The organism is Fundicoccus sp. Sow4_D5 (genome assembly GCF_052116365.1).
In the GTDB taxonomy this organism is placed as follows: domain Bacteria; phylum Bacillota; class Bacilli; order Lactobacillales; family Aerococcaceae; genus Fundicoccus.
The window spans coordinates 1-25,285 of sequence record NZ_JBQKLF010000013.1 but is presented as its reverse complement, the minus strand read 5'-3'; the positions used below and the strand labels follow the sequence as shown (position 1 = coordinate 25,285).

The following is a 25,285-nucleotide window of genomic DNA, read 5'->3' as shown; positions in this document are numbered from 1 at the left end:
TCGGTATCCTAATAAAATATTTATTAGGATACCTTTTTTTATAAGGAGGCAGTTATGGCAGATTATATCTTAGAGATGAAGAATATTACAAAAGACTTCTCTGGAGTAAAAGCACTTGATGATGTTAATTTGAGAGTGAAGCGTGGGGAAATTCATAGTATTTGTGGTGAAAATGGGGCTGGTAAATCAACTCTAATGAAAGTCTTGAGTGGCTTATACGCCTATGGCAATTATGATGGCAATATTTATTATAATAATGAAGAAATGAAATTTAAGAACATGAATGATAGCGAGGCTGAAGGTATCGTCATCATTCACCAAGAATTAGCTTTAAGTCCTTATTTATCTATTAAAGAGAACATATTCCTAGGTAATGAACAAGCCAATCGCGGCATTATTGATTGGAATGCGACCGACTTGAAAGCGGTTAACTTATTAAAAACAGTCGGCTTACATATTGATCCTAACACGATTATTTCAGATATTAGTGTAGGGCAACAACAATTAGTAGAGATTGCGAAAGCCTTCTCGAAAACGGTTAAATTATTAATTTTAGATGAACCAACAGCCTCGTTAAACGAAACCGAAAGTCAAAACTTACTCAGCTTACTTGAAGAATTTAGACATCAAGGGATTACATCGATTATTATTTCGCATAAATTAAATGAAGTCACACAAATTGCGGATTCGATCACGATTTTACGTGATGGTAAAACGATTCAAACCTTAGATAATAAAGACAAAAACATTGATGAAAATATTATTGTAAAGGGCATGGTTGGGCGTGAATTAACCAACCGTTACCCAGATAGAAATCCCAATATAGGTGATATGTTATTTGAAGTTAAGGATTGGACGGTTCATCATCCCAGTGATAAATCGAAAGTAATGATTGATTCGGCTAATTTCAATATCCGTAAAGGTGAAATTGTCGGGATTGCTGGTCTAATGGGTGCAGGGCGTACAGAATTTGCGATGAGTATGTTTGGAAAAAGTTATGGCTCAAATATTACAGGCTCAATGTACATGAACGGCAATGTCATCACAGCTAATGATGTGAGTGAAGCGATAGATAATGGCTTAGCTTATGTATCAGAAGACCGTAAGGATTTGGGATTAGATTTATTAATGTCGATTAAAAATAACATTAGTCTATCGAATTTAAAAGCAACGGCTAAAAATGGCGTGATTGATTTTGATAAAGAAGTTCAGGTGGCTGAAAGTTACCGTAAGCGCGTGAACATTAAAACCAACGATGTTGAAAACAGAGTAACCAGTCTAAGTGGAGGTAACCAACAGAAGGTTGTTATTAGTAAATGGCTGTTCACTGAACCTGAGGTTTTATTTTTAGATGAGCCAACACGTGGTATCGACGTTGGGGCAAAGTATGAAATTTATTCAATTATTGAAGAAATGTCACAAGAAGGGAAAGCGGTATGTATTATTTCATCGGAGTTACCTGAAATATTGGGCATGTGTGATCGAATTTATACAATGAACGAAGGTAAAATCACGGGCGAAGTATTACGCGAGGACGCCAATCAAGAGATATTAATGGCCAAGATGACTAGTTTAAGAGGTGGAAATAATGAGTGAAAAAAACACGAATAAAGCGAGCGAAATGTTAAGGAAAATCTTTGAGAAATACAGTATGATCATTATTTTAATTGTCACATTGTTAATTTTTCAATACCTAACCAACGGAATTCTTTTGAGACCTGTTAACGTAACAAACTTAGTTTTACAAAATAGTCACATACTTGTCTTAGCAATTGGGATGTTGATGGTGGTTCTTCTGGGGCATGTTGACCTTTCGGTAGGATCCGTGATGGCTTTTGTCGGTGCGATTTCAGCTATCTTGATGATTCAACAAGAGTTAAGCCCTTGGCTAGTTGTACCAATTTGTTTACTGATTGGTGGATTAATCGGAGCTTGGCAAGGTTTCTGGATTGCCTATGTGAAGATTCCAGCCTTTATTGTAACGTTGGCTGGTTTACTATTGTTCCGTGGCTTAACTCAATATACATTAAAGGGAACATCGATTGCGAATTATCCTGAAATGTTTAATTTCTTGAGCTCAGGTTATTTACCAAGTATGGGTGAGGGCGAGTTACATATGACCTCATTATTAATTGGTGGTGCGGTAGCTATCTTATTAGTGGCAATTATGGTGACGTCAAGAAATAAAAAGAAAGCTAACTTATTAAAGGTTGAAACAACCACTTCTTTCTTTGGGAAGTTAGCAGTTTTAGTTGTAACGATTTTAGGGGTTACTTATATCTTCTCGCAACATAATGGATTTCCATTTGTGATGATTTTAATCGCTATATTAGCTGGAGGTTATACGTTCGTAACCAACCGTACAGTAATGGGACGCCATATTTATGCGACAGGTGGTAATTATAAATCTGCTGAATTATCTGGAGTTAAAACGAAGAAAGTAACTTTCTGGGTATTTGTTAACATGGGTGTGCTCGCAGCGTTAGCTGGTATGATTTTGGCAGCAAGATTAAATGCAGCAACACCTCAAGCGGGTAATGGGATTGAACTAGATGCTTTATCAGCTGTTTACTTTGGTGGTGCCTCAACTTCTGGTGGTATTGGTACGATTGTTGGTGCACTAGTTGGTGGTTTAATTATTGGGGTCTTGAACAACGGAATGTCTATTCTTGGTGTAGGGATCGACTTACAACAAGCGATTCGTGGTTTAATTCTATTACTTGCAGTCGTGATTGATCAATATAATAAACGTAAAAAAGGATAGTGAAAGTTGATGAATAAGGAAGCTAAAACGATTTTACTGATCTGTTCTGCGGGGATTTCGACCGGTTTGTTAGTCAAGAATATGAAAGATGCTGCTCTAGAGCAAGAGTTGGATGTGCATATTTATTCCGCCCCAGCGATTACTGCAGAAGATATTCTAAAGCGTGAGATGATTGATGCCCTTTTAATCGGACCCCAGTCCGAATATGAGATTCATCGTTTAAAAGACTACTTAAATTACAATCGTGTTCCATATAAGTTAATCGACAAAGACAACTATGCCAATTTGGATGGCAAGAAAGTTTTAGAACAAGCGATGGTCTTGTTGAAGAAATAGTTTAGAATTAAATATTTTTGGACCTGCTTGATTTTTCTATTAGAAAAAATGAGCAGGATTTTTTGCGTGGTGGAGGAGGAGATAGAGAGTGACTGGCGGTTTCAGGGGCGTTGTTTTCGTGCGAAGTTGGCCGGAAACGCTGTCAATTAGCTTTTTCTCACAAATGTAAGGTTATATTTTGGCCAAAGGGGTGTTAGTTGTCTGGGCGTGATTATGCTATGATAGGGTAAATTGATTTGAAAGTTGAGGTTTTGTAAGATGTTGAATGCGATTAAGCGTGTGCCGGCGGGGACGTTTTTGGTGCCGATGTTGATGAGTGCGTTGATTTATACGATTGCGCCTAATTTTTTTGAGATTGGTGGTTTGACTCAGCACATTTTTGGTGGGCTAGGGACGAATGGCATTATTGGTGCGATTTGTTTCTGTTCGGGGACTGGGATTGACTTGAGTAAGATTAGTTATGCGTTGAAGCGTCAAGGTGTGTTGTTGCTTGTTAAATTTATTACGGGTGTGATTTTGAGCTTATTATTTATTCATTTTTTCGGGCAAGTTGGTATTTTCGGTGTGAGTGCTTTGGCGTTCACAATTGTTATTTGTTCGATTAATCCGGCGGTTTATTTATCGCTGATGCAACAATATGGTACGGAGGATGATACTGCTGTCTATGGTTTGACTGGTTTGTTCAGTATTGCTGCTGTTCCGATGATTGTTTATGGTATCGCTGGTGGAGGCGGTATGGATTGGATGCCAACGATTAGTACGGTTATTCCTATGGCTGCGGGTGTGGTGTTTGGTAACCTTGATCCAAACTTCAGAGGGTTATTTATGCCCGCTTTACCTGCTTTGACCGTTTTGATGGGGTGGAACTTAGGTTACGGTTTGAATTTAGTTGAGGCGTTGAAGGCTGGTGTTGGTGGTGTGATTGTGACAGTTGTGTTCTTCATTGTGAACTTGTCGATGATTTTCATCGACAAAAATATTCTGAAGAATGATGGATCAGTTGGCGCGTCATTTATCACTGTAGCTGGTTTATCAGTGTCTACTGCCGGTATTCTTGGCGCAATTTATCCAGATATGTTGAGTGAGTATGTTGTTTCAGCTGCGTCTCAAACGTTGATGGCAGTGGTGATTACAAGCATGATTACGCCGTTTATCGTAGCGAAGTTGTCAACGATTAAAAACGATATTTAAGTTCTTGGTTTGGTTTTAGGCTTGGATCTTAGGCTTGCACTCAGAGTGCAAGCCTAAGGTTTAATTGGATAGAGTTTATATAATGCCAGGGAGTCATCGCGAGATGGGCTTTCTGTTTTTTTGTGGGGGTTAGCGATGGTCTGGGTGGCATCGTTCTGGAGAATGTATTAGGGGGATGACGTGTGGCGATGCGCCATGTGCCAAAAGATAAAGGTGTCGCTCACTGCGTGTCGCGACGATTAGATAAAAGAGTCGTCATTCGGTGGTGGTTTCCCTGCCGACTGTTGTTGAGAGTCGTCATTCGGCGGTGGATTCCCTGCCGACTGTTAGCTAGAGTCGTCATTCGGCGGTGGATCTCCTGCCGACTGTTAGCGAGAGTCGTCATTCGGTGCTAGTTTCTCTGCCAACTGTTGTTGAGAGTCGTCATTCGGTGGTGGTTTTCCTGCCGATTGTTAGCGAGAGTCGTCATTCGGTGGTGGTTCACCTGCCGATTGTTAGCGAGGATCGGCATATGGCGTTAGTTCACCTGCCGACTGTCAGTGAGAGTCGGCACTTGGCGTCAGTTTTACAGCCGACTGTCAGCGAGAGTCGTCATTCGGCGTTGGCTTTCTTGCCGACTGTCAGCGAGAGTCGTCATTCGGCGTTAGTCCACCTGCCGACTGTCAGTGAGAGTCGTCATTCGGTGTTGGTTTTCCAGCCGACTGTCAGCGAGAGTCGTCATTCGGCGTTAGTCCACCTGCCGACTGTCAGTGAGAGTCGTCATTCGGCGTTAGTCCACCTGCCGACCGTCAGCGAGAGTCGGCACTCGGCGTTAGTCCTCCTGTCGACTGTCAGCGAGAGTCGTCATTCGGCGTTAGCTCACCTTTCGACTGTCAGCGAGGATCGGCACTTGGCGTCAGTTTTCCAGCCGACTGTCAGCGAGAGTCGTCATTCGGCGTTGGCTTTCCTGCCGACTGTTAGCGTTGGTCGGCACTTGGCGTTGGCTTTCTTGCCGACTGTCAGCGAGAGTCGTCATTCGGCGTTGGCTTTCTTGCCGATTGTCAGCGAGGGTCGTCACTTGGCGTTAGCTCACCTGCCGTCTGTCAGCGTTGGTCGGCGTGCGTTAGCCATTCGCCACCCATGCTGGCGAGAGTCGAAATTTTCTTGCCGAATTTCACCAACCATCACAAATAAAAGCATCCAAATCTGCATGGCTCCAATAGCCGCGTAAATCTGGATGCTTTTTTTAAACCCACTAGCCCATCAAGCTAACTCGCAATATCTCGTCTATCGTAATGCACAAGTCCAGCCGCACTCACCAACAAACTGGTCCCGAAGACAATCGCAATCAAGCTTAGGTCGAGTTGTTCGGCCTTCAGAATGTCGGAAGCAAAGGCGTACTGGAAGGGCGTGATGAAACGTAGCCATGCCAGTTCCTGCCAAATATTCGCAAACAGGCTGAAGAAATATAATAGCAAAGCCACGCCCATGCCTAAACCAATTGATTCATTCTTCAAGAAAGCGGAAAGTCCGAAGCATAATAAGCCGATATTCAACTGCACCAAGAGGCTTGCGACATGTAATAAGCTAAAGCCAAGCAGTGGAACGGACTGTCCCGAAACGATTATTGTCACTAAAGCAATCACATAGATAATCAGATTGAACAGAGTCAACATAAGGATCAAGGCGGCTGCTTTTTCTAAGTAAACGCGTGAACGTTTAATAGGGTGGCTTAATAGGAATTCAGCCGTGTGGCGGCTTTCTTCTTTAGATAGTAAGGAAATTCCTAGATAAGCAGCGTACAAGGCGCCTGCGATGCCGACCATACTTTCCATCTCCATACCGTAGAAACCGATTAAGGAATTTAGTTGGCTAATATCTAAATTCAAGGCATCGGTGAACACTCCCAGGCCGTCAACTAAACTTATCAAGCCGCCCATGTCTTCAGCCATCGAAGGATACATTAGGACGACGACTGCCAGAATGAAACTCAAGGCTAAAGCGAAAATGCCCAAAGGTAGCCATTGACGTTTGATTTCATGTTTCATGATAAACATACTAATGACCTCCTTTAACTTGCGGGCTGTTTGCGACATTCTCGTAGTAATGCATAAAGACTTCATCCATATCCGGATCAACGATCGAGACGTCCAACATCTCGCCTCGCTGCTGATACAAAGCTTCTAACAACAATTGAATGTCGCCATTATATAGGAAACTAAGCGAATCCTCCGCTTGCAACACGTCTTTCATATCGGCTAAATCCAAATCCACAGGGCCTCGGCCGTGAATCGTCACTCGCTTGGCAGTTGTTTGAATCAAGCGTTGAACGGTATCATCAATCACAATACGACCATCTTGAATAATGGCAGCACGTTGGCAATAACGTTGAACTTCGGACAGGATGTGCGAAGACACAAAGACCGTCGCCCCTTGACGGTTACGTTCGGTCAACTCTTGCCAGAAGAGTTTCTGCATAAAGGGATCGAGACCGCTAGTCGGTTCGTCCAATATATATAACTCTGGTCGATGTTGGAGGGCGCAAATGATGCTGACTTTCTTGCGGTTTCCCAAGGACAACTCTTCAACTTTCTTATGCGTATCCACTTGGAACAAGTCACACAGGCGCTTTGCTTCTAATTGACAGGCCTCACGCACAGCCTTCCCGCGCAAATCAGCAGACAAACGAATCACCTCGCGCACGCTCATGCCTTTGTAAAAGACAGCCTCTGACGGCATGTAACCAATCCGAGCGAGTACGTCCGTTTGATTAGGGCCAGCCAGCTCACTAAATAAGCGCGCCTTCCCAGCAGAAGGACTAATCAAACCGAGTAATAAACGAATGGTCGTACTTTTACCAGAGCCATTGGGACCGATAAAACCGTAAAAATCACCTTCGGCTACGCGAATATTCACATCTTCAATACCTCGATGAGTGCCGAAACGCTTCGTCAAATCAATAGTTTCAATAACAAATGGTTGAGTCATTTTCATAAGCTCCTTTGCATTTTACTTCTAGCTTCAGTTTACCATCAAGCAGAAGATTAAGTACCCTATTTTGTCCAAAATAGGAAAAATAATCCTCTACTTGACATAAACAGGTACCTGTTGTATAATTGTAGCAGGTACCTGTTGAAGGAGGGTTTTAAGTGAATAATAAAGAAGAAATGATGTTAGCATCCTTGGACCGTGTCATGCGGACCTTGCGAAGACGCCCGGCTGGTAAGCAAAAATTAGGGCGCGGGGGCTACCGCTTATTGAAAATTATCTCAGAACAACCGAACACACCAACGCGAGTCATCGCAGATCGATTGGGCATGCGCACGTCATCATTGAACGAACGCCTAGTGCGGATGGAAGCCGAAGGCGTGATCACAAGAGAGCGTGACGAAAAAGACCAACGCGTATTTGTGGTGAACATTTCGCCAGCAGGTGAAGCAGTTTTGGAAGCTTTACGCGGCGAAAGACAAAAAATGGGCCGCGTCATTGAAGGGATATTAACTGAAGCAGAAATCGATACATTGACTGAATTAGCAGACAAATTGAGTAGTGGCTTGAAGAACTTGGGCGAAACGCCCTAACAAGAGAAAGGTGATGCTTATTGGAATTACGAATCGCACGTCCTAATGGGAAACAGGGTCGCGGCTATATGAGCCGTGAGGAAAAAGCCAATCGTCCGGTCATCACATGGGCATTTTTTAGCCGCGTGATGAGTTACATGGCACCTTATTGGAAACAACTTGTTTTGATGTTAACAGCGATTGGCCTGAGTGCCTGGCTGAATCTACTGCCGGCCATTCTAACGGGGCGAATTATTGATGAAGGTTTAATTGGTCAAGATTTCAATCGTTTATTGTGGCTAATTGGTCAGTCTTTTGTCGTGATCTTAACGGCCAATTTAATTGGTGTCGCCGAAAGTTTCCTGAGCAATTGGATTGCTCAACATATGACACTTGATATGCGCAATGCAATGTTTAAGCATCTCTTGAAAATGCCGCATCATTTTTACACAAGCAATAATCAAGGTGATATAATCACGCGGATGACGAGTGATATCTCAGGCGTGCAACAAGTGATGACTAGTACGGTTACCAGTATTCTCTCGAATAGCCTGACCTTGGGGCTTGCGCTGCTAGCGATGTTACAAAAGAGTGTACCGCTAGCTCTGGTCGGCCTCATAATTATTCCCTTGTTTATTATTCCGACCAAGAAAATGGGTAAATTGCGCTGGCAACTAACAAGCCGAGCTCAGGCCACCGAAGACCAAGTCAACGGGATTCTAAATGAAACCTTGTCGGTCAGTGGCCAGTTGTTGGTCAAATTGTTCAACCAAGAAAAGCAAGAAGCCGATCGCTACGAAAGCTTTAGCCGTGACTTGTTGGCCTTGAATATGAAGGAGCGCATGGCCGGACGTTGGTTTAGAGTGGCTATGAGTACCTTCTCAAGTGTCGGTCCGCTGTTACTGTATTTAGTGGGTGGTAGTTTGATGATGCATTATGATGCGACGTTATCTGTCGGAGATATTACCGTGATGGTGGTATTCCTTGGTAAAATGTATGGGCCGGTTAACTCTTTATTGAACATTCAAATTGATTGGATTCGTTCAATGGCCTTGTTCACGCGTATCTTCGATTACTTCGACCGCGACGTTGAGATTGAAAGTCCGCAACAAGCGATTTGGCCGGCGGGAATGGGCGAGGGGAATGAAACCGCTGGTGTGGCGCCAAGCGAAACCACCACCGGCGTAACCACCGCCGCCGCCGAGACTTCCACCGCCGCCGCCGAGACTTCCACCGCCGCCGTAACCACAACCAGCAAGCCAAGCGCCTCAATTAACTCAACCACAACCAGCAAGCCAAGCGCCTCGGCCGACTTGATATTTGACCAAGTCGCCTTCGCCTACGATTCTGAGCGACCCATCTTGAAAGACATCAGCTTCACCGTCCAACCAGGTGAAACGGTCGCCATTGTTGGCCCGTCCGGTGCCGGTAAAAGCTCGCTGATTAATCTCTTACCGCGTTTGCATGATGTTGACGCGGGTAGTATCCGTCTGAATGGTGTCGATTTACGCGACCTCGACTTACATTATCTACGTGAAACCATCGGCATCGTGACGCAAGATACCTATCTATTTAATGGAACAATTCGAGACAATTTGTTGTATGCCAAAGCCGATGCGACTGATGCCGAGCTGAAAGAAGCCTGTCGCCTCGCCAATATTCACGACCTGATTGCCAGCCTGCCACAAGGCTACGACAGCCTCGTTGGCAACCGTGGTCTGAAGCTTTCAGGTGGCGAGAAGCAGCGTCTGTCGATTGCTCGCGTGCTTCTAAAAAATCCAGCTATCCTGATTTTTGATGAAGCCACGTCATCACTTGACTCGATTTCTGAATCGCTGATTCAAGCGGCCATCGAGCCATTGATTCAATCACGCACGAGCTTGATGATTGCTCACCGCCTGTCGACGATTTTGTCGGCGGATAAAATTGTGGTGATGGACCAAGGACAGCTTGTGGCTCAAGGCAGTCATCAAGACCTTTTGAATTCAAACGCACTTTACACCGAACTATACGAAACGCAATTTAAACAAGAAAAAAACGAGCCGGCTGCTGAAGAACATTCAGCGAGCTAGCTCGTTTTTATTATAAAAGATTATGCTTTTTCAGCGCCTAAATCGCCAGCTTCAGTGTCTAGCACAAAGTTTGCGACAACCGCAGCCAAGGCACCCCCCACTAAAGTTGAGGCAACATATAACCATAATTGAGATAAAGCAGCACCACCCATGAAGACCGCTGGGCCAAAGCTACGCGCTGCGTTTAATGAAGCGCCAGTCAACGTACCACCCATGAAAATCATAGCAGTCAATGTTAAACCGATAACTAAACCAGCCATTTGACCATTCCCGTTACGTCCAGTAACCGTTACAATCACTAAAACGAATAAGAATGTTAACAGCATTTCGATCACGAAACCACCTGCAACAGACACACCCTCAGATAAAACAGTTTCACCTAAGCCAACAATCTCACGACCAGCAGCAGATAAAACGAAACGTAAAACCGCTGATGCTGCTAAAGCACCCACTAATTGAGACACAACATACACCACAAAATCCGTCACTGGCAAACGCTTGTTAATTAACATCGCCAAGCTAACCGCTGGATTTAAATGAGCACCCGAAACAGTCCCAACGCTAAAAGCCATCGCCATCAACGTTAAACCAAAAGCCAAACCGATGGCTAATAAACCCGTATCGCCGCTATCAGACACAATTGCACCAGTCCCAATAAACACCAACGCAAAAGTCCCAATAACTTCAGCCAATGCTTTTTTCAACATAAAAAAACCACTTCCATTCATAAATTTTTATTTAAAATTCCTTTTTAAGAATACCACTTTCAAAAGAAATAGCCAAACTATTAACACTCACCCAATTCCTCCGGCGCTCTACCTCCCCCGAACGCTAAAGGCCATAAGACCAAGCCCCGCTATTTGAACCCCCATAAGAATCGACTCTTCTAATGCCAACCATTAGAAAGTCATATAGAAAATTAGCCCCATCAGCCGTCACTGCACCACAACACTTTAGTCAACGCCCAACAAACCCAAAAACAGCCAAAGCTATACTAGGCACGCGTGACATGCAAATGTTCTTCATGAACACTAAAGACAAACCCACTTCGTCATCCTTACCGTAAAGGCAACGAAGGCTTGTGCTATTTGGAAAAATAATGGTGACTGATCTTTTAATCAAATGATTTTCGGGCAATTTTGTTCCAAGAATGCAAGTACTTCTTATAAGTTAATGTAGCGAAAAGTCGAATTAACAATAAGTATGGTCGAAAGAAAAACAAATCAGCTAAAGAAATGAGTATTGCCCAGACAAAATCACTTGAGTAATAGGTATAATCTTGTATAAAGTAGCGCCCGGCAAAGAAAATTAAACTTTGGAGCACACTAAAAAATGAATACAAGATAGTAACAGCAATTGTGAAAGGCCAATTGATATAGTTGGTATAGATCGCTAAAGCAATGAGTAGTACTCCGGCTAACTCAACAAAAGGAGCAAGCAATTCGTATAATAGGAAGTAAGTATAAGATATTAGACTAATATGTCCGTATTGACGATTCATAAAAAAATCACGATGGTTCCACATAGACTGGATTAGTCCGCGATGCCATCTGGATCTTTGATTAGCTAAATCTTTTAAAGTGAAAGGTGCCTGTGTCCAACAAACTGCGTCTGCAGCAAACTTGATGCTATAAGGTATGTTTTTACCAGCAAAGTGTTTATGTAAACGCAAGGCCAAGTCCATATCCTCTCCAACACTTTTGGGATCATAGCCGCCAATTTCGATGACTGCTTTTTTCTGGAAAAGACCCTAACCACCTGATACATTTAGATTTCCATTAAATGAATCATTGAACACTCGAGACCCCATAAAGGCACGGGTGTATTCTAGTGATTGCATGGCCGCAACAGGGTTACGAGTTAAAGGCGTATCTACAGCACGGGCATTTTTGAACGTAACACCATTTGAGATATTTAATAAGCCTCCCACAGCGACAACATTTTCATCTTCCAATACGAGACGTGCAGAGTTTTTTAATGCATCAGTCTGTAAAATTTCATCAGCATCCATAGTAATGAAGTAGGGATACGTTGCGACATTGATACCAGCATTCACTGCATCTGCTTTACTTCGACCATTTTCCTTGCGGACTAATGTAATGCGATGTTTCTGAAATTGTGACGTATAGATTTCTTGGATCGGTTTAGATGGGACTTGAACTCGTAAAGGACCTTCTTGCTTTTCCATATGGTATGTGTCGATGATTTTGGTGGCGGTATCGTCAGTTGATCCGTCGTCGACAATAATGATTTCATAAATTTCATAATCCAGGTGGAGTAAATGATCAACAGTCCCGAGTATGGTGAACGATTCATTAAAAGCAGGTACTATAATTGAGACTGGGAAATAGTATGGGTGTTTAAGAATATTGTCTAATAATTTACGGCGTCGAGCTTTAAATAAGTTTACAACTGCCGACGCATTACCAATCAATATGAAAGTTGCGTAAAAGAATAAATAGATGGCAAAAAAACACCAGCGATATCAAAAATAAGCTCGACCGTCATACGCTCACCTGTTTTCTATAAAAGTAATTTAGTTGATTCTTTGCATAGCTATCATCGCCTTCAAACACTTCAGATAATTCTTCTAAAGGCACTTTCAAGACCGCAAGTGCTTGCGCAGAATTTCTTCTAACATACCAGTGTTTAGAGTAAATCGATCGTATTAAAGCTTCCTCCGTTTCAGGACTTGGATAACTAACCAGAGCGCTAGCTGCTACTGAACGAGGTTCCCAATCAGTTAGTTCATACTCGTCCCCCTCTAAGCAAGCAATGATAATGGACTGGTAAGCGGTGACTGGAAACTTGGTGTAATACCTCAATACAGCACATGTAAGATCAATGTTTGTCTGATGGTCATTGATTAGAGTGATTAAACGATCCTTCAATATTTCAGCAGCTGGTTACAAGCGAAAGAAATTAATAAGCGCAATTTGGTAGTCTGTCTGAAAGTATGGCAATTCATCATATAACTGTTCAATCAATTCTGTTTTGTCTCCTGAGTAAGTGAGTAAGCCATCAGAAATGAGTTTTGGATCATGTAACTGACGAGTGCCTGATAGATGATGAAGCGCACTCACGATTGGTTTCGCAAGACCAAAGTGGTAAAGCGCCTTTAAAACATTCTCCTTACAATATATAGAAGGGTCATCTATATATGTAAGTAATAAATCGGCTAGGACGTGATAGTTTTCATGCTTTGATACAGGCATTCGATTACACACAGAGGCATAATAAGCCTTCTCAAGGGACGGTTTTCTTGAATAGTAAGCACCTAATTTGATCCACTCGTGTAAATTAAATTCAACCACTTGAATAAATTTGTCTCGATGTGAACCATTTAAGTATGCAGCGAAAGCATCTGGAAAATGAATTAAAGTTTTTATGTTGCGTAACTTTCGCCAAACACGCGCTTCTATTTTTAACGAATGCCCCTCTTTGGGATGAAGAATACTGTTCTGAAAATAAAGCATCCATTTTATCTTATTTGCTTGCTGATTATTATTCTGGTGCTTCAAATAAACTTGGTAAATGATGACGAAACTTATCAGACCTAAACTGATAAGTGTATACAAAATCAGAAGAAAATAAATCAAACTGAAATAGTTCATTAAAACAAACTCCTTTTTATTCTTTTAATGAGCGAAACTCATGGAATGAAAGTGATAAATTATGTTTTGGATATGCACGCTCTAATTGTTTGAAATTATCAATAACAGCTTTAAAACCATGTCCGTCGTATGTGTTTGCTTCATGCAAACCAAATTGACCAGCAGCTTGCATTTCATAGATGTTAATCAGTGGCTGATTGTGACGCAAGCTAAGCTTTGCTTCTGTTTCTATCCGAACGATCTCTTGTCCGCGATGGTAATTCATGATTGCTACTTGGTCAGTTGCCTCGCTTATAAGTTGTTCAAGTTCATATTCAAAGCCTAAAGTATCATAGGAATTAGGCAGGCACAGTATGACGGTTAATCTAGCTTGCTTAGCAACTTGAGAGGCGTTTGTCATCCCCTTGACAAACGTTTCCAGTACGCGTGACGGATTTTCCTGGAATTCAGCTAAAGATTGAGGTTCGACATCAATCACGACACCTTGTAAGGGGCCATTCTCATATTGGAAAGTTTGGACACGTTCAATATAAGCGATTAGTTCAGTAGCCTCGGCGTCTAGAGCCCACTCCGGTTCTCCCGTTAAAAAGTAGACCTCTTTTTTATAATGTTCTGCAGTCTGGAGAAAGTGATGAATCACTTCATCATCATTTGCTTGATAGGGAATAAATTGATAGATCGTTTGGATGTCCCACTCATCTAACTGCTTAAAAGTACGATCAGGATGTAGTAATTCAGAAGCAAACCATGAGAACACAGAGGATGCAGGCTTCTTCTGCAGATGTGAACGATTTAATGCGAAAAGACTAACCAATAATAATACACCTCCCAATAAACGCCATTTGGTACCCTTGTTTTTCCTGATATATCTCCTTGTTTGAACAATGTGTATATCACATTATACTAAGCATTGAGGAGAGAGGCAGTATCATTTCCGTCTACAACACTTGAGGCAGTCTTTAGTCTTATTTTGTTAGGAAAAGGTAAAATTAAATTGTTATTACTGCGTTTCTTGGGAGTGAAATGTTATGATAGAAGCACAAGAATGGAGGGGGAGCCTATGGAGTTTTTCCAACAGTTGTTAACACCGATTATTGATAACTTTTTTAAATTTGATTTTCTGATTATACTGATTGCGGTGGGTGCTTGGGTTTTATACTTGAGGTGCCTGGCTAGCTGCAAGGAGCTGAGTCAGATTTTGCAGCCTAAGGGCAATATGGCGCTCGGTAAGCAAAATCAGGCGCAGATGAATCAACATTATGAGCGTTATTTCGCACCAGAAGGTGAGGATGTCTTGCTGACGAAGCGGGCCAACAGTAATAGTCTGTATGTTGGTTTCACGAATGTTGTCGCAATTTTTCCTTTGATGGGTCTATTGGGGACCGTGATTTCCCTGATTCCGATGGTGGGCGAGATGGATACGGATCTGTTTTTCATGGCGTTGACGTCGACTTTCTGGGGAATTGTCTTTGCGATTGTTTTCAAGGTCTTTAATGGATTTCTGCAAGCACGCGTCGAGGAGAATAATGAGTTAGTCCAGACGTATTTACTGCGCAAGGATGCTTTCATGGAAAGGCGCGCCCAGGCAACATTTAGGGAGCAGCCACATGAAAATTAAAGAAATGATTGTGGATTTGACGCCTTTGTTGGACGTCATCTTGATTTTATTATTTATGGTGCTGGCCAGTCAGTCGCAAGCGTCCGATGAGAAAATCGTGGCCTTGGAAACGCAAGTGGCTCAACTTGAAATGACGCAAGTGCCCGGCACGCCGTCTGAACAGGCTTGGTATCGGACCTTTCAAGAATCGATTGGCAAATTGAATATTGTCTTTCCATCAAGTCTCGATGGCCAACCGATGTATTTGATTTTGGAGGATGGCTCGCAAGTTGAGAAACCCGAAACGCTCGATTTATTTAGTTGGCTACACGGCCAAGTCACCAGCATGAGCGAGGCAGTGATTATTGTGTCATTTACCTACGATAACAACGCGATTTACGTACGCGATTACCGCAACATCCTGGCCGCTGTGACGCGACTTGACCAGGAATTGGATAAAACGGTGGTCTATCAAGAGGTACTGGCAGATTTAAAATTGAGGTCTGACGGGGAAAGTGTCAGTCCAGAGTTAATAAGGAGATGAATGAGTTATGAAAAGAAACAAGCGTAAAAAGCGTGGCGGTCGTTTCGGCCTTTTAGGTTGGGGGGCGGCTCTCTTGTTATTAATCGGTGGTGGCGGCTTTGGCCTCTATGAAGCCGGTGTGATTGGCGACGATTGGCTGAATATTATGGGCGGCGATGAGGCGGTCGATATTATCGGCGAGACCGGTGTCGTCAATTTGACAATCAGCGGCAACGAGATTTCCTGGAACGGCGAGAGCATTTCGTACGACGAGCTAGTCAACCGCGTGGCCAAACTCGAGGAGGACGTGACGTTCACGGTTACTGACAATCAAGCGATTAAGGCGACATACGAGGATGTCCTCAGAGTCTTGGAACACAATGAATTGGATTACCAAGAAACAGAAGCCCTTTAATTCCCGGTCAAAATAGGACGATAAGTCTGACGGCCCTATTTTGTTAATGGTATAATAGAGGCGAACGGAGTGAGGATATGGCACGAAAAAAGACATTTACGCAGGATGAGTTGTATCAGGCGACTCACGATTTAATGTTGGCGGTTGGCTACGATAGTTTTTCTTTTCAATTGCTGTCGAAGGAATTGGATGTTTCGCGGACCGCACTCTATAAATATTATGGCAATAAGGCCGACTTGTTGCGTGACTATTTGAACCAACAAATGGAAGAAATTGTCGAACGCCTTTCAACGGCTGAATGGCCACTCGAATATCAAGCGAAATTATCGCATTTATTGGATATCGTCTTTGACTATGCGGATACGCACCGAATTTCTAATATGGTGCCGGCACAAAAATGGACAAAGGCTACCGAAGACAGTCCTGATGTCCAACGGTCGAAGGAATTGCACATTCAATTTTTTACTTTTATTCAGGGGATGATTGAAGAAGGGCAAGCAGATGGTTTTCTTGACCAAACGATTCCGCCAATGATTATGGTCGAGAGTATTTTTCACAGTATTACGCTGCCGAATCGCTCAGGCTTGAGTGCAAACGAGCGTGTGCATTATTTGAAGAAAATGTTGTTTGACGGAATTGCCAGTCGCAAGTAGCCTGGGATTAGACGTTTTGGCGAGAAAGTCTGTGGCTGTCATAGCGGCAGATTTTTCTTGTGTTTAGGAAGTTTTTTAGCCGCTAAAATGGTAGAATAAAGTTAGAAAACAAAAGGGGTGTTGCTTGTGAAAGTGAATTACGTAAAAGCATTCAGTGACAATTACATTTGGGTCTTGGAAGCAGACGGACAAGCTGTTGTCGTTGATCCAGGTGAATCTGCCGGTGTCTTGGCTTACTTGGCGGCTGAAGCGTTAGAATTAGTCGGTCTATTATTGACGCACAAGCATGACGATCATGTCGGCGGAGTGGCTGAAATGATCGCACAATTTCCTGATGTGGCAATCTATGGACCATCTGAAGTGGCGTCTTTAGTGACGGTTGAAGTAGCACAAGGCGATCAGTTTGAATTATTAGGTCAAAAATTCAGCGTCTTAAAAACAGCTGGGCACACAGAAGAACACGTCAGCTTCTTAACGGACGGCATGTTATTCTGTGGAGATGCTTTATTCTCAGGTGGTTGCGGTCGCGTCTTTACGGGTGATTACGCAGCAGCTTATGACGGTTTGCGCAAATTGCGAGCATTGGATGACGAAGTCGTGGTCTTTGCCGGTCATGAATATACACAGACTAACTTAAAGTTTGGCTTGTCAGTCGACGGCTTAAGTGATGGTGTCTACCGATTATTGCAAGCAACGCTTAGAACCGTACAAGACTTAAGAAACGAAGGTCAAGCAAGCTTGCCAACAACAATCAGTCGTGAGAGAGGCATCAACCTATTTATGATGGCCGACTCATTAGAAGAATTTATTGAATTAAGACAAGCCCGCGACCAGTTTTAGGTTGGTGTCTGGCTGTCTGGCAATAGTTGGCGACGGTTTGGCGATAAATAGGGTGAAAGGTAGGTTCGTGCGAGTTGCGAGCCTATTTTTGTTGGATTGGGCGTGACGAGCGAAGATATCTTCAGTCGTGAGTGTGACGAGCGAAGATTTCTTCAGTCGTGGGCGTGACGAACGAAGATTTCTTCAGTCGTGGGCGTGACGAACGAAGATTTCTTCAGTCGTGGGCGTGACGAGCGAAGATTTCTTCAGTCGTGAGCTTGACGAGCGAAGATTTCTTCAGTCGTGAGTGTGACGAGCGAAGATATCTTCAGTCGTGGGCGTGACGAACGAAGATATCTTCAGTCGTGGGCTTGACGAGCGAAGATTTCTTCAGTCGTGAGCTTGACGAGCGAAGATTTCTTCAGTCGTGAGCGTGACGATCGAAGATTTCTTCAGTCGTGAGTGTGACGAGCGAAGATTTCTTCAGTCGTGAGTGTGACGAGCGAAGATTTCTTCAGTCGTGAGTGTGACGAGCGAAGATTTCTTCAGTCGTGAGCGTGACGAGCGAAGATTTCTTCAGTCGTGAGCGTGACGAGCGAAGATTTCTTCAGTCGTGGGCTTGACGAGCGAAGATTTCTTCAGTCGTGAGTGTGACGAGCGAAGATTTCTTCAGTCGTGGGCTTGACGAGCGAAGATTTCTTCAGTCGTGAGCGTGACGAACGAAGATTTCTTCAGTCGTGGGCGTGACGAGCGAAGATTTCTTCAGTCGTGGGTGTGACGAGCGAAGATTTCTTCAGTCGTGAGAAAAGTGGACCTTATAGAATGGACACTTTATGACGAGGGTCTCCGATAAAATAGACAATCTTGACGTGGCAGTCAATAATAGTGAAGAACGTGCCAAATAATCCTAAAAAGAAATTTCGCCTAGAAAATGCAAGAGCAAAAGGAGTGCCAACCGGCTCGGCTGGCACGATGAGATGAGCGTGTAGTGATTCTCTAGCATGTACTATTGACAGAAGCGTCAATACAAGATAATAACAAATGTATACTTCACGACAGTTAAAGAGGCAGGTGGCTTTAATAGGATCGTTGCGAACCAGAGAGAGCGACACCTGATGCTTTTGAAATAACCGTAAAAATTGAACACAGTCTAAGGTTCAGAGCACAAGAAAAGCCAGCCCGGTGAGGGCTGGCAGTCCTATTTTGTCAGGAGATTAATTACCTTCTACTTCGAAGACTTCGGTTACTTCACCGTTCTGGTATTTCAACATTGGGGCCTTGTTAACGGCACTGTGGAATTCGTCGTACTTGAAGTTTCCGGCCACACCTTGGTATTCGATGCCTTCAAGGGCTTGGCGAATCGCTTCAGGTTCGTCAGAGTCAGCCGCTTCGATGGCCGAGAAAATCAGGTGAGCCGCGTCGTAACTTAGGGCGTCGAAAGTATCTGGCGCTTCGCCGTAACGCTTTGTAAAGCGGGCGATGTAATCTTGAGCGCCCGGGGTTTCGCTGCCGGTATAGAACATTGATGTGATGTAAAGGTCGTTGATATTGTGAGCACCCGCGATGTCAATTAGCGTATCGCTGGCTAGACCGTGCCCACTTAGAATTGGCTGCATAATGCCCATCTCACGTGCTTGTCGGATGATGCTGCCACCTTCTGTAAAGAAGCCTGGTAGGTAAATCACGTCAAATTCTTGTGCTTGTAAAGCTGTTAATATGCCCATAAAGTCTTGATCCCCACTATTGTAAAATTGTTGGTCAACAACTGTCCCGCCAAGAGCCTCGAATTCAGCAATAAAGGGGTCGCCCAGACCAACTGAGTAGTCGTTCGATTGATCAATGATGGTCACGGCCTTTGTCGCGCTCAGGTGCTCAGTCGCAAATCTGGCGGCCGCATTCCCTTGGAAAGAATAAGTAAAAGCTAGGCGGAAGATATTGTCGAGTACCGCGCCCGTGTCATCCAAGGTCAATTCATCAGACGTTCCTACTGGATACATCGTCGGAATCAAACTTTCGATGGCTGTCGGCCTTGAGGCGAAAATCATATCAGAAGTGGCTGGTCCAATGATGGTTGAGATATCTTCACCTGCTAGTCGTGTCGCAATGGCCGCAGCTTCAGTTTTATTTGAGGTATTATCGTATTCAATAATTTCAATCGGGCGTCCATCTAAAAGGCCACCTGCTTCGTTGATTTCATCAGCCGCTAAACGTAAATTGTCGAGAATTGGAATGCCGTATGCCGATCCGTAACCTGAAAGTTCCAAGTTAGCGCCAATTCGAATAGGTTCATTCTCTTGTGCATGGACGACAGCTGCGCCACCTGTTGTGTGTGTTCCTAAGGCTAACGTTGCTAATAAACCATATGCGAATTTTCTAATCTTCATTTTTATCACTCCAATTTTTTTTACTATTAAAAAGTCCTAACAATAACAAAAAGCCTCATTCTATTTTGTGTAAAATAGAATGGGGCTTTAAAAAAGAAAAATCCCATTCTGTCACTCATGACGAATAGGACTGAGCATATCTTCGATTAAAATCGAGTACGCTAAGTCCTGACAATGTCGACGACGACGTTGTTTAATTTCGTTTGAGTAAACAGATGCATAGGGATTCTCCTTAAAATTTAGTCTTTCTAATGTAAATCTAATTTAACAGACTTGAAAAGCAATTGCAAGTAAAATCATCACTTGCGATTAAATCTCATTATTGGTAACTTTAAAGCCTAAGAATAAGAAAGAAGGGATGAGCGAATGACAATTAAACGATCGACGAAACTAAAGAGTTTTGAAGCAGAAGACTGCCTAAACTCGCCAACTTTTAATAAACGCACTGCCTTTGTGACGAGTCTTATCCTATTACTGACAGTTATTTTCCCTTTACATTCTGGGCTGGCACACACACACGCGCAAACCGCAGACCAAACTGAACAAGCCGCTCAACAAATTTGGTTAATTACGGATATTCACTATATGTCGCCGTCACTCAGTGATCATGGCAAGCGTTATGAAATTTTTCAAAAGCAGGCAGCTGGCATAGATTATGATTTTGGCCCTGAGCGACTGGAGGCTTTGCTTGTTCAAATCGAACGTGACAAACCTGAGGCCGTTATTGTGGCGGGAGATTTAACGTCGAATGGTGAATACCAATCGATGTTAGATTTGGCGGACTATTTTGCCCAAATGGAAAAAATAGGAACGCAAGTCTTCGTGATTCCAGGCAACCATGATATTCATAATGGCTGGGCGGTGCGCTTTGAGGGTGAGAAAACAGTGAAGGAAAAGCAGACGAGTCCTGAAGATTTTGCAGAAATCTTTGCAGACTTTGGCTACAATGAGGCCTTGTCGCGCGATAGCAACAGTTTGAGTTATTTGGCGCAGCTTTCGCCTAATTGGCAAGTCTTGATGTTAGATACGAATGTCTATTCTGACAAACCAGGCAAAGGCCAGTCCGAAAGCCGCGGGCAGACCAAGGCTGAGACGCTTGAATGGGCGGGCACGTTGTTGGACCAAACGCTTGAGGAGGCGCTGGTGTTGCCGGTGATGCATCATGGTGCTCTATCACATTTTCAAGGGGAGTTTCAACAAACGACGGCGGCCGAAGCCAGCAATCTACAAAAGCTGCTTGCTCAACATCAGCTCCCTCTGACTTTGACTGGCCATTTACATTCTCAACATATTACGACACTGATGGTCGACGATACAGCTTTACATGAGGTGGTTACGACGTCCTTTTCGATTTATCCAGGCAAGATCGGTGCCATCACCTTTGATAATGAGCAAGTAACTTATGAACAAATTGACTTGGAGATGGAAAATTGGCTCGGCTCTGAAAAATACCCAGACTATCTGGCACACCTGAAGGCCCTGCAAACTAATTCTACGCATGTGAAAATATTTGACACCTTATATAATGACACGGCTTTGAAACCCCATACTCAAGAGATTTCAAACGTCTTCCAACAGTTAAATCTCAGCTTCTTTATGGGCAGTATTCGTGAAGATTGGCCGGCATTGGAAGTCGCCTTGGCCAATATCCAGCCTTATATTGAAGGCACGGATTACCGTTTTTTCAATGGTTATCTCGAATTATTATTGTCGACTAAAGACTATTCACAAACAGAGCTGACGGTTGAGTGGGCGCATTAGGCTCTTCACATCCCATTTCATTAACGCTCCTTACAGCAATCGTGATAAACTGATGATGAATCACGCCGCACAAGTCAAGCAAATGAAAGAGGGAAACACCATGATTAAAAGCGTTCCTTATCTCAATTTCCAACAAACTCTAGAGGCACTTGCTTTCTATGAAACACTCGGCGCTAAGACTACAGATATCACCAAGATGTCGGACCCTATCTTTGCCGACATGCCCGAAGAAGAAAAGATGAATCCGGACTTCGTTATGAACGCCAGTTTCACAATCTTCGACCAGAAAATTTACTGCTCGGACTCATGGGGCAATCAGCCCGTCGACCATGCCGGCTCAAGTCTTTGCTTCACTTTTGACCAACACGACCCAGACGACGTGGAACAAATTCACAATCTATTCGCTAAGGCCGATGCCAACGGCTGCCAAATCAGCATGCCACTCGGAAAATCTGAATGGACCGACCTTTTCGGCATGTTCACTGATCCCTTCGGTGTCAGCTGGCTTTTATCTGGCGAATAAAAAAAGAGAGTCAGCAAATTACGCTGACTTTCTTTTGGACAAAATAGGACTGAACTTTAGACGGCTTTACATCTTACACGGACTCAGATTGTTAGAAACGACTGCCTGGCTGTTCCAAAAAGTCTATTTCTTCCTGTGTCGATGTGCGACCTAAGATCGCATTACGATGCGGATAACGACCAAAGCGGTCTATGATTTCCTTATGGGCAACTTCGTATTGATAAGTGTAATCATCGGTATAGATTTTGAATAAAGGTTCGGCTAATTTCTCATGAATCTCTGCCGACTCAGAGTGTTCTAAAGGTAAGAGGGCGAATGCTTTTTCGTTAGGTGTTAGGTATCTAAAATCCGGGTGCTTAATGATTTCTTGTGACAAAACCACAGCCATCGGATCTTGAGCAAAAGCGCGGGCGTCATCACGCATCAAATTGCGCGAAAATTGGTCGAGTACAATGATTTCAGCCAGTCGACCATAAATAGTCGAGCGCCAAGGATACAACAAACCCTGACAGGCTGCGTGCCAAGTATCTTCAAACTGGTCTCGGATTGCTTTATCAAAGGCGTCATTCTTCTCAAAAAGTAAGGCCTCATTGGCAGGATCAAACCAGAAATCGAGAACAGATTTCGGTGAATGCGGCATCATATTATTTCCTCCATTCAATCGTTTAGATGCATCAATCTTAGCACTTTAAAGTGTTTTATTCAAAATATTCGAAAGAAACTTTCGGTCAAACGGTCGTCACAATTGACAACTCGTATTTTTTTATGGAATATTAAATAACTCAATTAGGTGTGGATAGCCACTCGTAAAGACTTTGGACTGGACACGCGCAGTTGCTATATTATGAGAAAAGAGGCTTTATTATGAAACTATATTTAAAACAAAAGATGTTTTCATTACGTGGAGATTTCAATATCTACGATGAAAACGAAACCCCCGTTTACCGAGTAGAAGGAAAACTAATCTCATTAGGACGCCAATTGCGTTTGTTTGATATTGCGTCTGGAGAAGAATTAGCATTTGTTAAGCAACAACTCTTAACCTTCATGCCAAAAATGAATGTCTCTTACCAGGGCGAGCACATTGCGACAATTTCTAAGAAGTTTACTTTCATGAAACCCACTTACGAAATTAGCGAAATCGGCTGGTCAATTGAAGGCGACTTCTGGGCTCATGACTATACAGTTTACGACGCAAACGGCCAAGTAGTCGCCGACTTAAACAAGAAAATATTCTCCTGGTCTGATACCTTTGAAGTCAATATCGTTCAAGATGATATCGATCCAGCAATGGTTATCGCGATTGTTCTAGCTATCGATGCCGCAATGGATGCGTCACAAAACAAAAGCTAAGCAATCACACAAACAGCTCCCCAAAATCGTGGGAGCTGTTTTTCTTTTATCTAGATACTTTCGCCCAGAAACTCTAAACCTTAAAAGCCAGTCGGTGTCGCTCACTACGCATCGCGACGATTATATAAAACCACTGCTTCTTTTGAAATCGTCCTGAACGCCAGTGAAGGACACCTTTGGTTTTTCTAGCGAGAAAGGGCTAATCCAGGTAGAAGTGGGGGGGAACTTAGCTTGAGTGTTTCTGGAGGGGAGTCTCTCGCTTGTTTAGTGCCGACCATTCGCCAGGGGCGGCTCTCTCTCGCCTGTTTAGTGCCGACCTTCTGCCAGAGTCGTCAGTCTCTCGCTTAGATAGAGCCGACCTTCCGCTAGAGTCGTCAGTCTCTCGCTTGTTTAGTGCCGACCATTCGCCAGGGTCGTCAGTCTCTCGCCTAGATAGTGCCGACCTTCTGCCAGAGTCGTCAGTCTCTCGCCTAGATAGTGCCGACCATTCGGCAGAGTCGTCAGTCTCTCGCTTAGATAGAGCCGACCTTCCGCTAGAGTCGTCAGTCTCTCGCTTGTTTAGTGCCGACCTTCCGCTAGAGTCGTCAGTCTCTCGCTTGTTTAGTGCCGACCTTCTGCCAGAGTCGTCAGTCTCTCGCTTGTTTAGTGCCGACCATTCGCCAGAGTCGTCAGTCTCTCGCCTAGATAGAGCCGACCATTCGCCAGGGGCGTCAGTCTCTCGCTTGTTTAGTGCCGACCATTCGCCAGGGTCGTCAGTCTCTCGCCTGTCTAGTGCAGACCTTCTGCCAGGGTCGTCAGTCTCTCGCCTAGATAGAGCCGACCTTCTGCCAGAGTCGTCAGTCTCTCGCCTAGATAGTGCCGACCATTCGCTAGAGTCGTCAGTCTCTCGCTTGTTTAGTGCCGACCTTCCGCTAGAGTCGTCAGTCTCTCGCCTAGATAGTGCCGACCATTCGCCAGGGTCGTCAGTCTCTCGCTTGTTTAGTGCCGACCTTCTGCCAGAGTCGTCAGTCTCTCGCTTGTTTAGTGCCGACCTTCCGCTAGAGTCGTCAGTCTCTCGCCTAGATAGTGCCGACCATTCGCCAGAGTCGTCAGTCTCTTGCCTAGATAGTGCCGACCTTCTGCCAGAGTCGTCAGTCTCTCACCTAGATAGTGCCGACCATTCGCTAGAGTCGTCAGTCTCTCGCTTGTTTAGTGCCGACCTTCCGCTAGAGTCGTCAGTCTCTCGCTTGTTTAGTGCCGACCTTCTGCTAGAGTCGTCAGTCTCTCGCCTAGATAGTGCCGACCATTCGCCAGAGTCGTCAGTCTCTCGCCTAGATAGTGCCGACCATTCGCCAGGGTCGTCAGTCTCTCGCCTAGATAGTGCCGACCATTCGCTAGAGTCGTCAGTCTCTCGCTTAGATAGAGCCGACCTTCCGCTAGAGTCGTCAGTCTTTCGCCTAGATAGTGCCGACCTTCTGCCAGAGTCGTCAGTCTCTCGCCTATATAGTGCCGACCTTCTGCCAGAGTCGTCAGTCTCTCGCCTAGATAGTGCCGACCATTCGCCAGGGTCGTCAGTCTCTCGCCTAGATAGTGCCGACCTTCTGCCAGGGTCGTCAGTCTCTCGCCTAGATAGTGCCGACCTTCTGCCAGATAAAATGGACCCTATAGAATGGACAGTGATTTTTACGGCCTCATAAAAATATAGACAGCGTGGAATAAGATAGATATATTATCTGTACACTAATAAAAAGGCTAGCTTGTT

Annotated in this window: 23 protein-coding genes and 1 pseudogene; 14 read left to right on the top strand and 10 right to left on the bottom strand. The window is 44.0% G+C overall.

Annotated features, from left to right (window positions below; translation table 11 throughout):
- Positions 1 to 54 precede the first annotated feature (54 nt).
- From mmsA to ACTQ45_RS12205, 4 genes are all read left to right on the top strand, one after another.
- Positions 55 to 1,596, top strand: coding sequence for a multiple monosaccharide ABC transporter ATP-binding protein (gene mmsA / locus ACTQ45_RS12220; protein WP_441763912.1), 1,542 nt, complete (start codon positions 55 to 57; stop codon positions 1,594 to 1,596).
- Positions 1,589 to 2,764: a multiple monosaccharide ABC transporter permease gene (gene mmsB, locus ACTQ45_RS12215; protein WP_441751005.1), complete on the top strand. Its 1,176-nt coding sequence runs from the start codon at positions 1,589 to 1,591 to the stop codon at positions 2,762 to 2,764. The genes mmsA and mmsB overlap by 8 nt, the downstream gene beginning before the upstream one ends.
- 9 nt (positions 2,765 to 2,773) lie before the next feature.
- Complete coding sequence (locus ACTQ45_RS12210) at positions 2,774 to 3,100, top strand: PTS sugar transporter subunit IIB (protein WP_441763944.1); 327 nt, start codon at positions 2,774 to 2,776, stop codon at positions 3,098 to 3,100.
- Between the two features lie 258 nt (positions 3,101 to 3,358).
- On the top strand, positions 3,359 to 4,291 hold the full coding sequence (locus ACTQ45_RS12205; protein ID WP_441751003.1) for a 2-keto-3-deoxygluconate permease: 933 nt from the start codon (positions 3,359 to 3,361) through the stop codon (positions 4,289 to 4,291).
- Between the two features lie 1,247 nt (positions 4,292 to 5,538).
- Here the strand turns inward: ACTQ45_RS12205 and ACTQ45_RS12200 are convergent.
- Together ACTQ45_RS12200 and ACTQ45_RS12195 are read right to left on the bottom strand one after the other, a co-directional pair.
- Positions 5,539 to 6,327 (bottom strand): ABC transporter permease subunit, encoded by a 789-nt coding sequence (locus ACTQ45_RS12200; RefSeq protein ID WP_441763911.1) that lies wholly within the window; start codon positions 6,325 to 6,327, stop codon positions 5,539 to 5,541.
- A 1-nt stretch (position 6,328) separates the two neighbouring features.
- The gene (locus tag ACTQ45_RS12195; RefSeq protein ID WP_441763910.1) at positions 6,329 to 7,258 is read right to left on the bottom strand and encodes an ATP-binding cassette domain-containing protein; all 930 of its coding nucleotides are present in this window, start codon (positions 7,256 to 7,258) and stop codon (positions 6,329 to 6,331) included.
- Positions 7,259 to 7,419: 161 nt separating this feature from the next.
- Here ACTQ45_RS12195 and ACTQ45_RS12190 point away from each other — a divergent pair, with 161 nt between their 5' ends.
- Together ACTQ45_RS12190 and ACTQ45_RS12185 are read left to right on the top strand one after the other, a co-directional pair.
- Positions 7,420 to 7,851, top strand: coding sequence for a MarR family winged helix-turn-helix transcriptional regulator (locus ACTQ45_RS12190; protein WP_441763909.1), 432 nt, complete (start codon positions 7,420 to 7,422; stop codon positions 7,849 to 7,851).
- A 20-nt stretch (positions 7,852 to 7,871) separates the two neighbouring features.
- On the top strand, positions 7,872 to 9,902 hold the full coding sequence (locus ACTQ45_RS12185; RefSeq protein ID WP_441763908.1) for an ABC transporter ATP-binding protein: 2,031 nt from the start codon (positions 7,872 to 7,874) through the stop codon (positions 9,900 to 9,902).
- Positions 9,903 to 9,922: 20 nt separating this feature from the next.
- On the opposite strand, the gene ACTQ45_RS12180 is transcribed toward ACTQ45_RS12185, so the two are convergent.
- The 6 genes and pseudogenes from ACTQ45_RS12180 to ACTQ45_RS12155 all read right to left on the bottom strand — a co-directional run bounded on the left by ACTQ45_RS12180 (position 9,923) and on the right by ACTQ45_RS12155 (position 14,330).
- Positions 9,923 to 10,606 carry an MIP/aquaporin family protein gene (locus tag ACTQ45_RS12180; protein WP_441763943.1) on the bottom strand — a complete coding sequence of 228 codons (684 nt, stop codon included), beginning with the start codon at positions 10,604 to 10,606 and terminating at the stop codon, positions 9,923 to 9,925.
- Positions 10,607 to 11,016: 410 nt separating this feature from the next.
- A pseudogene (locus ACTQ45_RS12175) lies at positions 11,017 to 11,634 on the bottom strand (glycosyltransferase); the annotation flags it as partial.
- A gap of 18 nt (positions 11,635 to 11,652) precedes the next feature.
- Positions 11,653 to 12,336: a glycosyltransferase family 2 protein gene (locus ACTQ45_RS12170; protein WP_441763907.1), complete on the bottom strand. Its 684-nt coding sequence runs from the start codon at positions 12,334 to 12,336 to the stop codon at positions 11,653 to 11,655.
- A gap of 70 nt (positions 12,337 to 12,406) precedes the next feature.
- A complete protein-coding gene (locus ACTQ45_RS12165) occupies positions 12,407 to 12,793 on the bottom strand; it encodes a HEAT repeat domain-containing protein (protein ID WP_441763906.1) in 387 nt (128 codons plus the stop codon).
- A gap of 15 nt (positions 12,794 to 12,808) precedes the next feature.
- A complete protein-coding gene (locus tag ACTQ45_RS12160; protein ID WP_441763905.1) occupies positions 12,809 to 13,516 on the bottom strand; it encodes a hypothetical protein in 708 nt (235 codons plus the stop codon).
- A gap of 16 nt (positions 13,517 to 13,532) precedes the next feature.
- The gene (locus tag ACTQ45_RS12155) at positions 13,533 to 14,330 is read right to left on the bottom strand and encodes a hypothetical protein (protein WP_441763904.1); all 798 of its coding nucleotides are present in this window, start codon (positions 14,328 to 14,330) and stop codon (positions 13,533 to 13,535) included.
- A 246-nt stretch (positions 14,331 to 14,576) separates the two neighbouring features.
- Between ACTQ45_RS12155 and ACTQ45_RS12150 the strand changes: the two genes are divergently transcribed.
- From ACTQ45_RS12150 to gloB, 5 genes are all read left to right on the top strand, one after another.
- Positions 14,577 to 15,134, top strand: coding sequence for a MotA/TolQ/ExbB proton channel family protein (locus ACTQ45_RS12150; RefSeq protein ID WP_441763903.1), 558 nt, complete (start codon positions 14,577 to 14,579; stop codon positions 15,132 to 15,134).
- Positions 15,124 to 15,657 (top strand): hypothetical protein, encoded by a 534-nt coding sequence (locus ACTQ45_RS12145; protein WP_441750982.1) that lies wholly within the window; start codon positions 15,124 to 15,126, stop codon positions 15,655 to 15,657. The genes ACTQ45_RS12150 and ACTQ45_RS12145 overlap by 11 nt, the downstream gene beginning before the upstream one ends.
- A 7-nt stretch (positions 15,658 to 15,664) precedes the next feature.
- Positions 15,665 to 16,051: a hypothetical protein gene (locus ACTQ45_RS12140; RefSeq protein ID WP_441763902.1), complete on the top strand. Its 387-nt coding sequence runs from the start codon at positions 15,665 to 15,667 to the stop codon at positions 16,049 to 16,051.
- 77 nt (positions 16,052 to 16,128) lie between these two features.
- Positions 16,129 to 16,704, top strand: coding sequence for a TetR/AcrR family transcriptional regulator (locus ACTQ45_RS12135; protein WP_441763901.1), 576 nt, complete (start codon positions 16,129 to 16,131; stop codon positions 16,702 to 16,704).
- 126 nt (positions 16,705 to 16,830) lie between these two features.
- Positions 16,831 to 17,544, top strand: a complete 714-nt coding sequence (gene gloB, locus ACTQ45_RS12130; protein ID WP_441750976.1) for a hydroxyacylglutathione hydrolase — start codon at positions 16,831 to 16,833, stop codon at positions 17,542 to 17,544.
- Positions 17,545 to 18,737: 1,193 nt separating this feature from the next.
- On the opposite strand, the gene ACTQ45_RS12125 is transcribed toward gloB, so the two are convergent.
- Positions 18,738 to 19,907, bottom strand: coding sequence for an ABC transporter substrate-binding protein (locus ACTQ45_RS12125; RefSeq protein WP_441750974.1), 1,170 nt, complete (start codon positions 19,905 to 19,907; stop codon positions 18,738 to 18,740).
- 366 nt (positions 19,908 to 20,273) lie between these two features.
- Between ACTQ45_RS12125 and ACTQ45_RS12120 the strand changes: the two genes are divergently transcribed.
- Together ACTQ45_RS12120 and ACTQ45_RS12115 are read left to right on the top strand one after the other, a co-directional pair.
- A complete protein-coding gene (locus tag ACTQ45_RS12120) occupies positions 20,274 to 21,668 on the top strand; it encodes a metallophosphoesterase family protein (protein ID WP_441763900.1) in 1,395 nt (464 codons plus the stop codon).
- 100 nt (positions 21,669 to 21,768) lie between these two features.
- Positions 21,769 to 22,191: a VOC family protein gene (locus ACTQ45_RS12115; protein ID WP_441763899.1), complete on the top strand. Its 423-nt coding sequence runs from the start codon at positions 21,769 to 21,771 to the stop codon at positions 22,189 to 22,191.
- Between the two features lie 91 nt (positions 22,192 to 22,282).
- On the opposite strand, the gene ACTQ45_RS12110 is transcribed toward ACTQ45_RS12115, so the two are convergent.
- Entirely contained in the window at positions 22,283 to 22,834 is a 552-nt protein-coding gene (locus ACTQ45_RS12110) for a DUF924 family protein (RefSeq protein WP_441763898.1), read from the bottom strand.
- A gap of 221 nt (positions 22,835 to 23,055) precedes the next feature.
- On the opposite strand from ACTQ45_RS12110, the gene ACTQ45_RS12105 reads away from it, so the two are divergent.
- Entirely contained in the window at positions 23,056 to 23,544 is a 489-nt protein-coding gene (locus ACTQ45_RS12105; protein ID WP_441763897.1) for an LURP-one-related/scramblase family protein, read from the top strand.
- Positions 23,545 to 25,285 lie beyond the last annotated feature (1,741 nt).

What these genes read in the sequence shown, in the direction of transcription:
- ACTQ45_RS12160 (WP_441763905.1), bottom strand. Translation starts at nt 13,516, where the DNA reads ATGAACTATTTCAGTTTGATTTATTTTCTTCTGATTTTGTATACACTT.
- mmsA (WP_441763912.1), top strand. Translation starts at nt 55, where the DNA reads ATGGCAGATTATATCTTAGAGATGAAGAATATTACAAAAGACTTCTCT.
- ACTQ45_RS12200 (WP_441763911.1), bottom strand. Translation starts at nt 6,327, where the DNA reads ATGTTTATCATGAAACATGAAATCAAACGTCAATGGCTACCTTTGGGC.
- ACTQ45_RS12195 (WP_441763910.1), bottom strand. Translation starts at nt 7,258, where the DNA reads ATGACTCAACCATTTGTTATTGAAACTATTGATTTGACGAAGCGTTTC.
- mmsB (WP_441751005.1), top strand. Translation starts at nt 1,589, where the DNA reads ATGAGTGAAAAAAACACGAATAAAGCGAGCGAAATGTTAAGGAAAATC.
- ACTQ45_RS12120 (WP_441763900.1), top strand. Translation starts at nt 20,274, where the DNA reads ATGACAATTAAACGATCGACGAAACTAAAGAGTTTTGAAGCAGAAGAC.
- ACTQ45_RS12210 (WP_441763944.1), top strand. Translation starts at nt 2,774, where the DNA reads ATGAATAAGGAAGCTAAAACGATTTTACTGATCTGTTCTGCGGGGATT.
- ACTQ45_RS12140 (WP_441763902.1), top strand. Translation starts at nt 15,665, where the DNA reads ATGAAAAGAAACAAGCGTAAAAAGCGTGGCGGTCGTTTCGGCCTTTTA.
- ACTQ45_RS12205 (WP_441751003.1), top strand. Translation starts at nt 3,359, where the DNA reads ATGTTGAATGCGATTAAGCGTGTGCCGGCGGGGACGTTTTTGGTGCCG.
- ACTQ45_RS12150 (WP_441763903.1), top strand. Translation starts at nt 14,577, where the DNA reads ATGGAGTTTTTCCAACAGTTGTTAACACCGATTATTGATAACTTTTTT.
- ACTQ45_RS12110 (WP_441763898.1), bottom strand. Translation starts at nt 22,834, where the DNA reads ATGATGCCGCATTCACCGAAATCTGTTCTCGATTTCTGGTTTGATCCT.
- ACTQ45_RS12105 (WP_441763897.1), top strand. Translation starts at nt 23,056, where the DNA reads ATGAAACTATATTTAAAACAAAAGATGTTTTCATTACGTGGAGATTTC.
- ACTQ45_RS12135 (WP_441763901.1), top strand. Translation starts at nt 16,129, where the DNA reads ATGGCACGAAAAAAGACATTTACGCAGGATGAGTTGTATCAGGCGACT.
- ACTQ45_RS12125 (WP_441750974.1), bottom strand. Translation starts at nt 19,907, where the DNA reads ATGAAGATTAGAAAATTCGCATATGGTTTATTAGCAACGTTAGCCTTA.
- ACTQ45_RS12115 (WP_441763899.1), top strand. Translation starts at nt 21,769, where the DNA reads ATGATTAAAAGCGTTCCTTATCTCAATTTCCAACAAACTCTAGAGGCA.
- ACTQ45_RS12145 (WP_441750982.1), top strand. Translation starts at nt 15,124, where the DNA reads ATGAAAATTAAAGAAATGATTGTGGATTTGACGCCTTTGTTGGACGTC.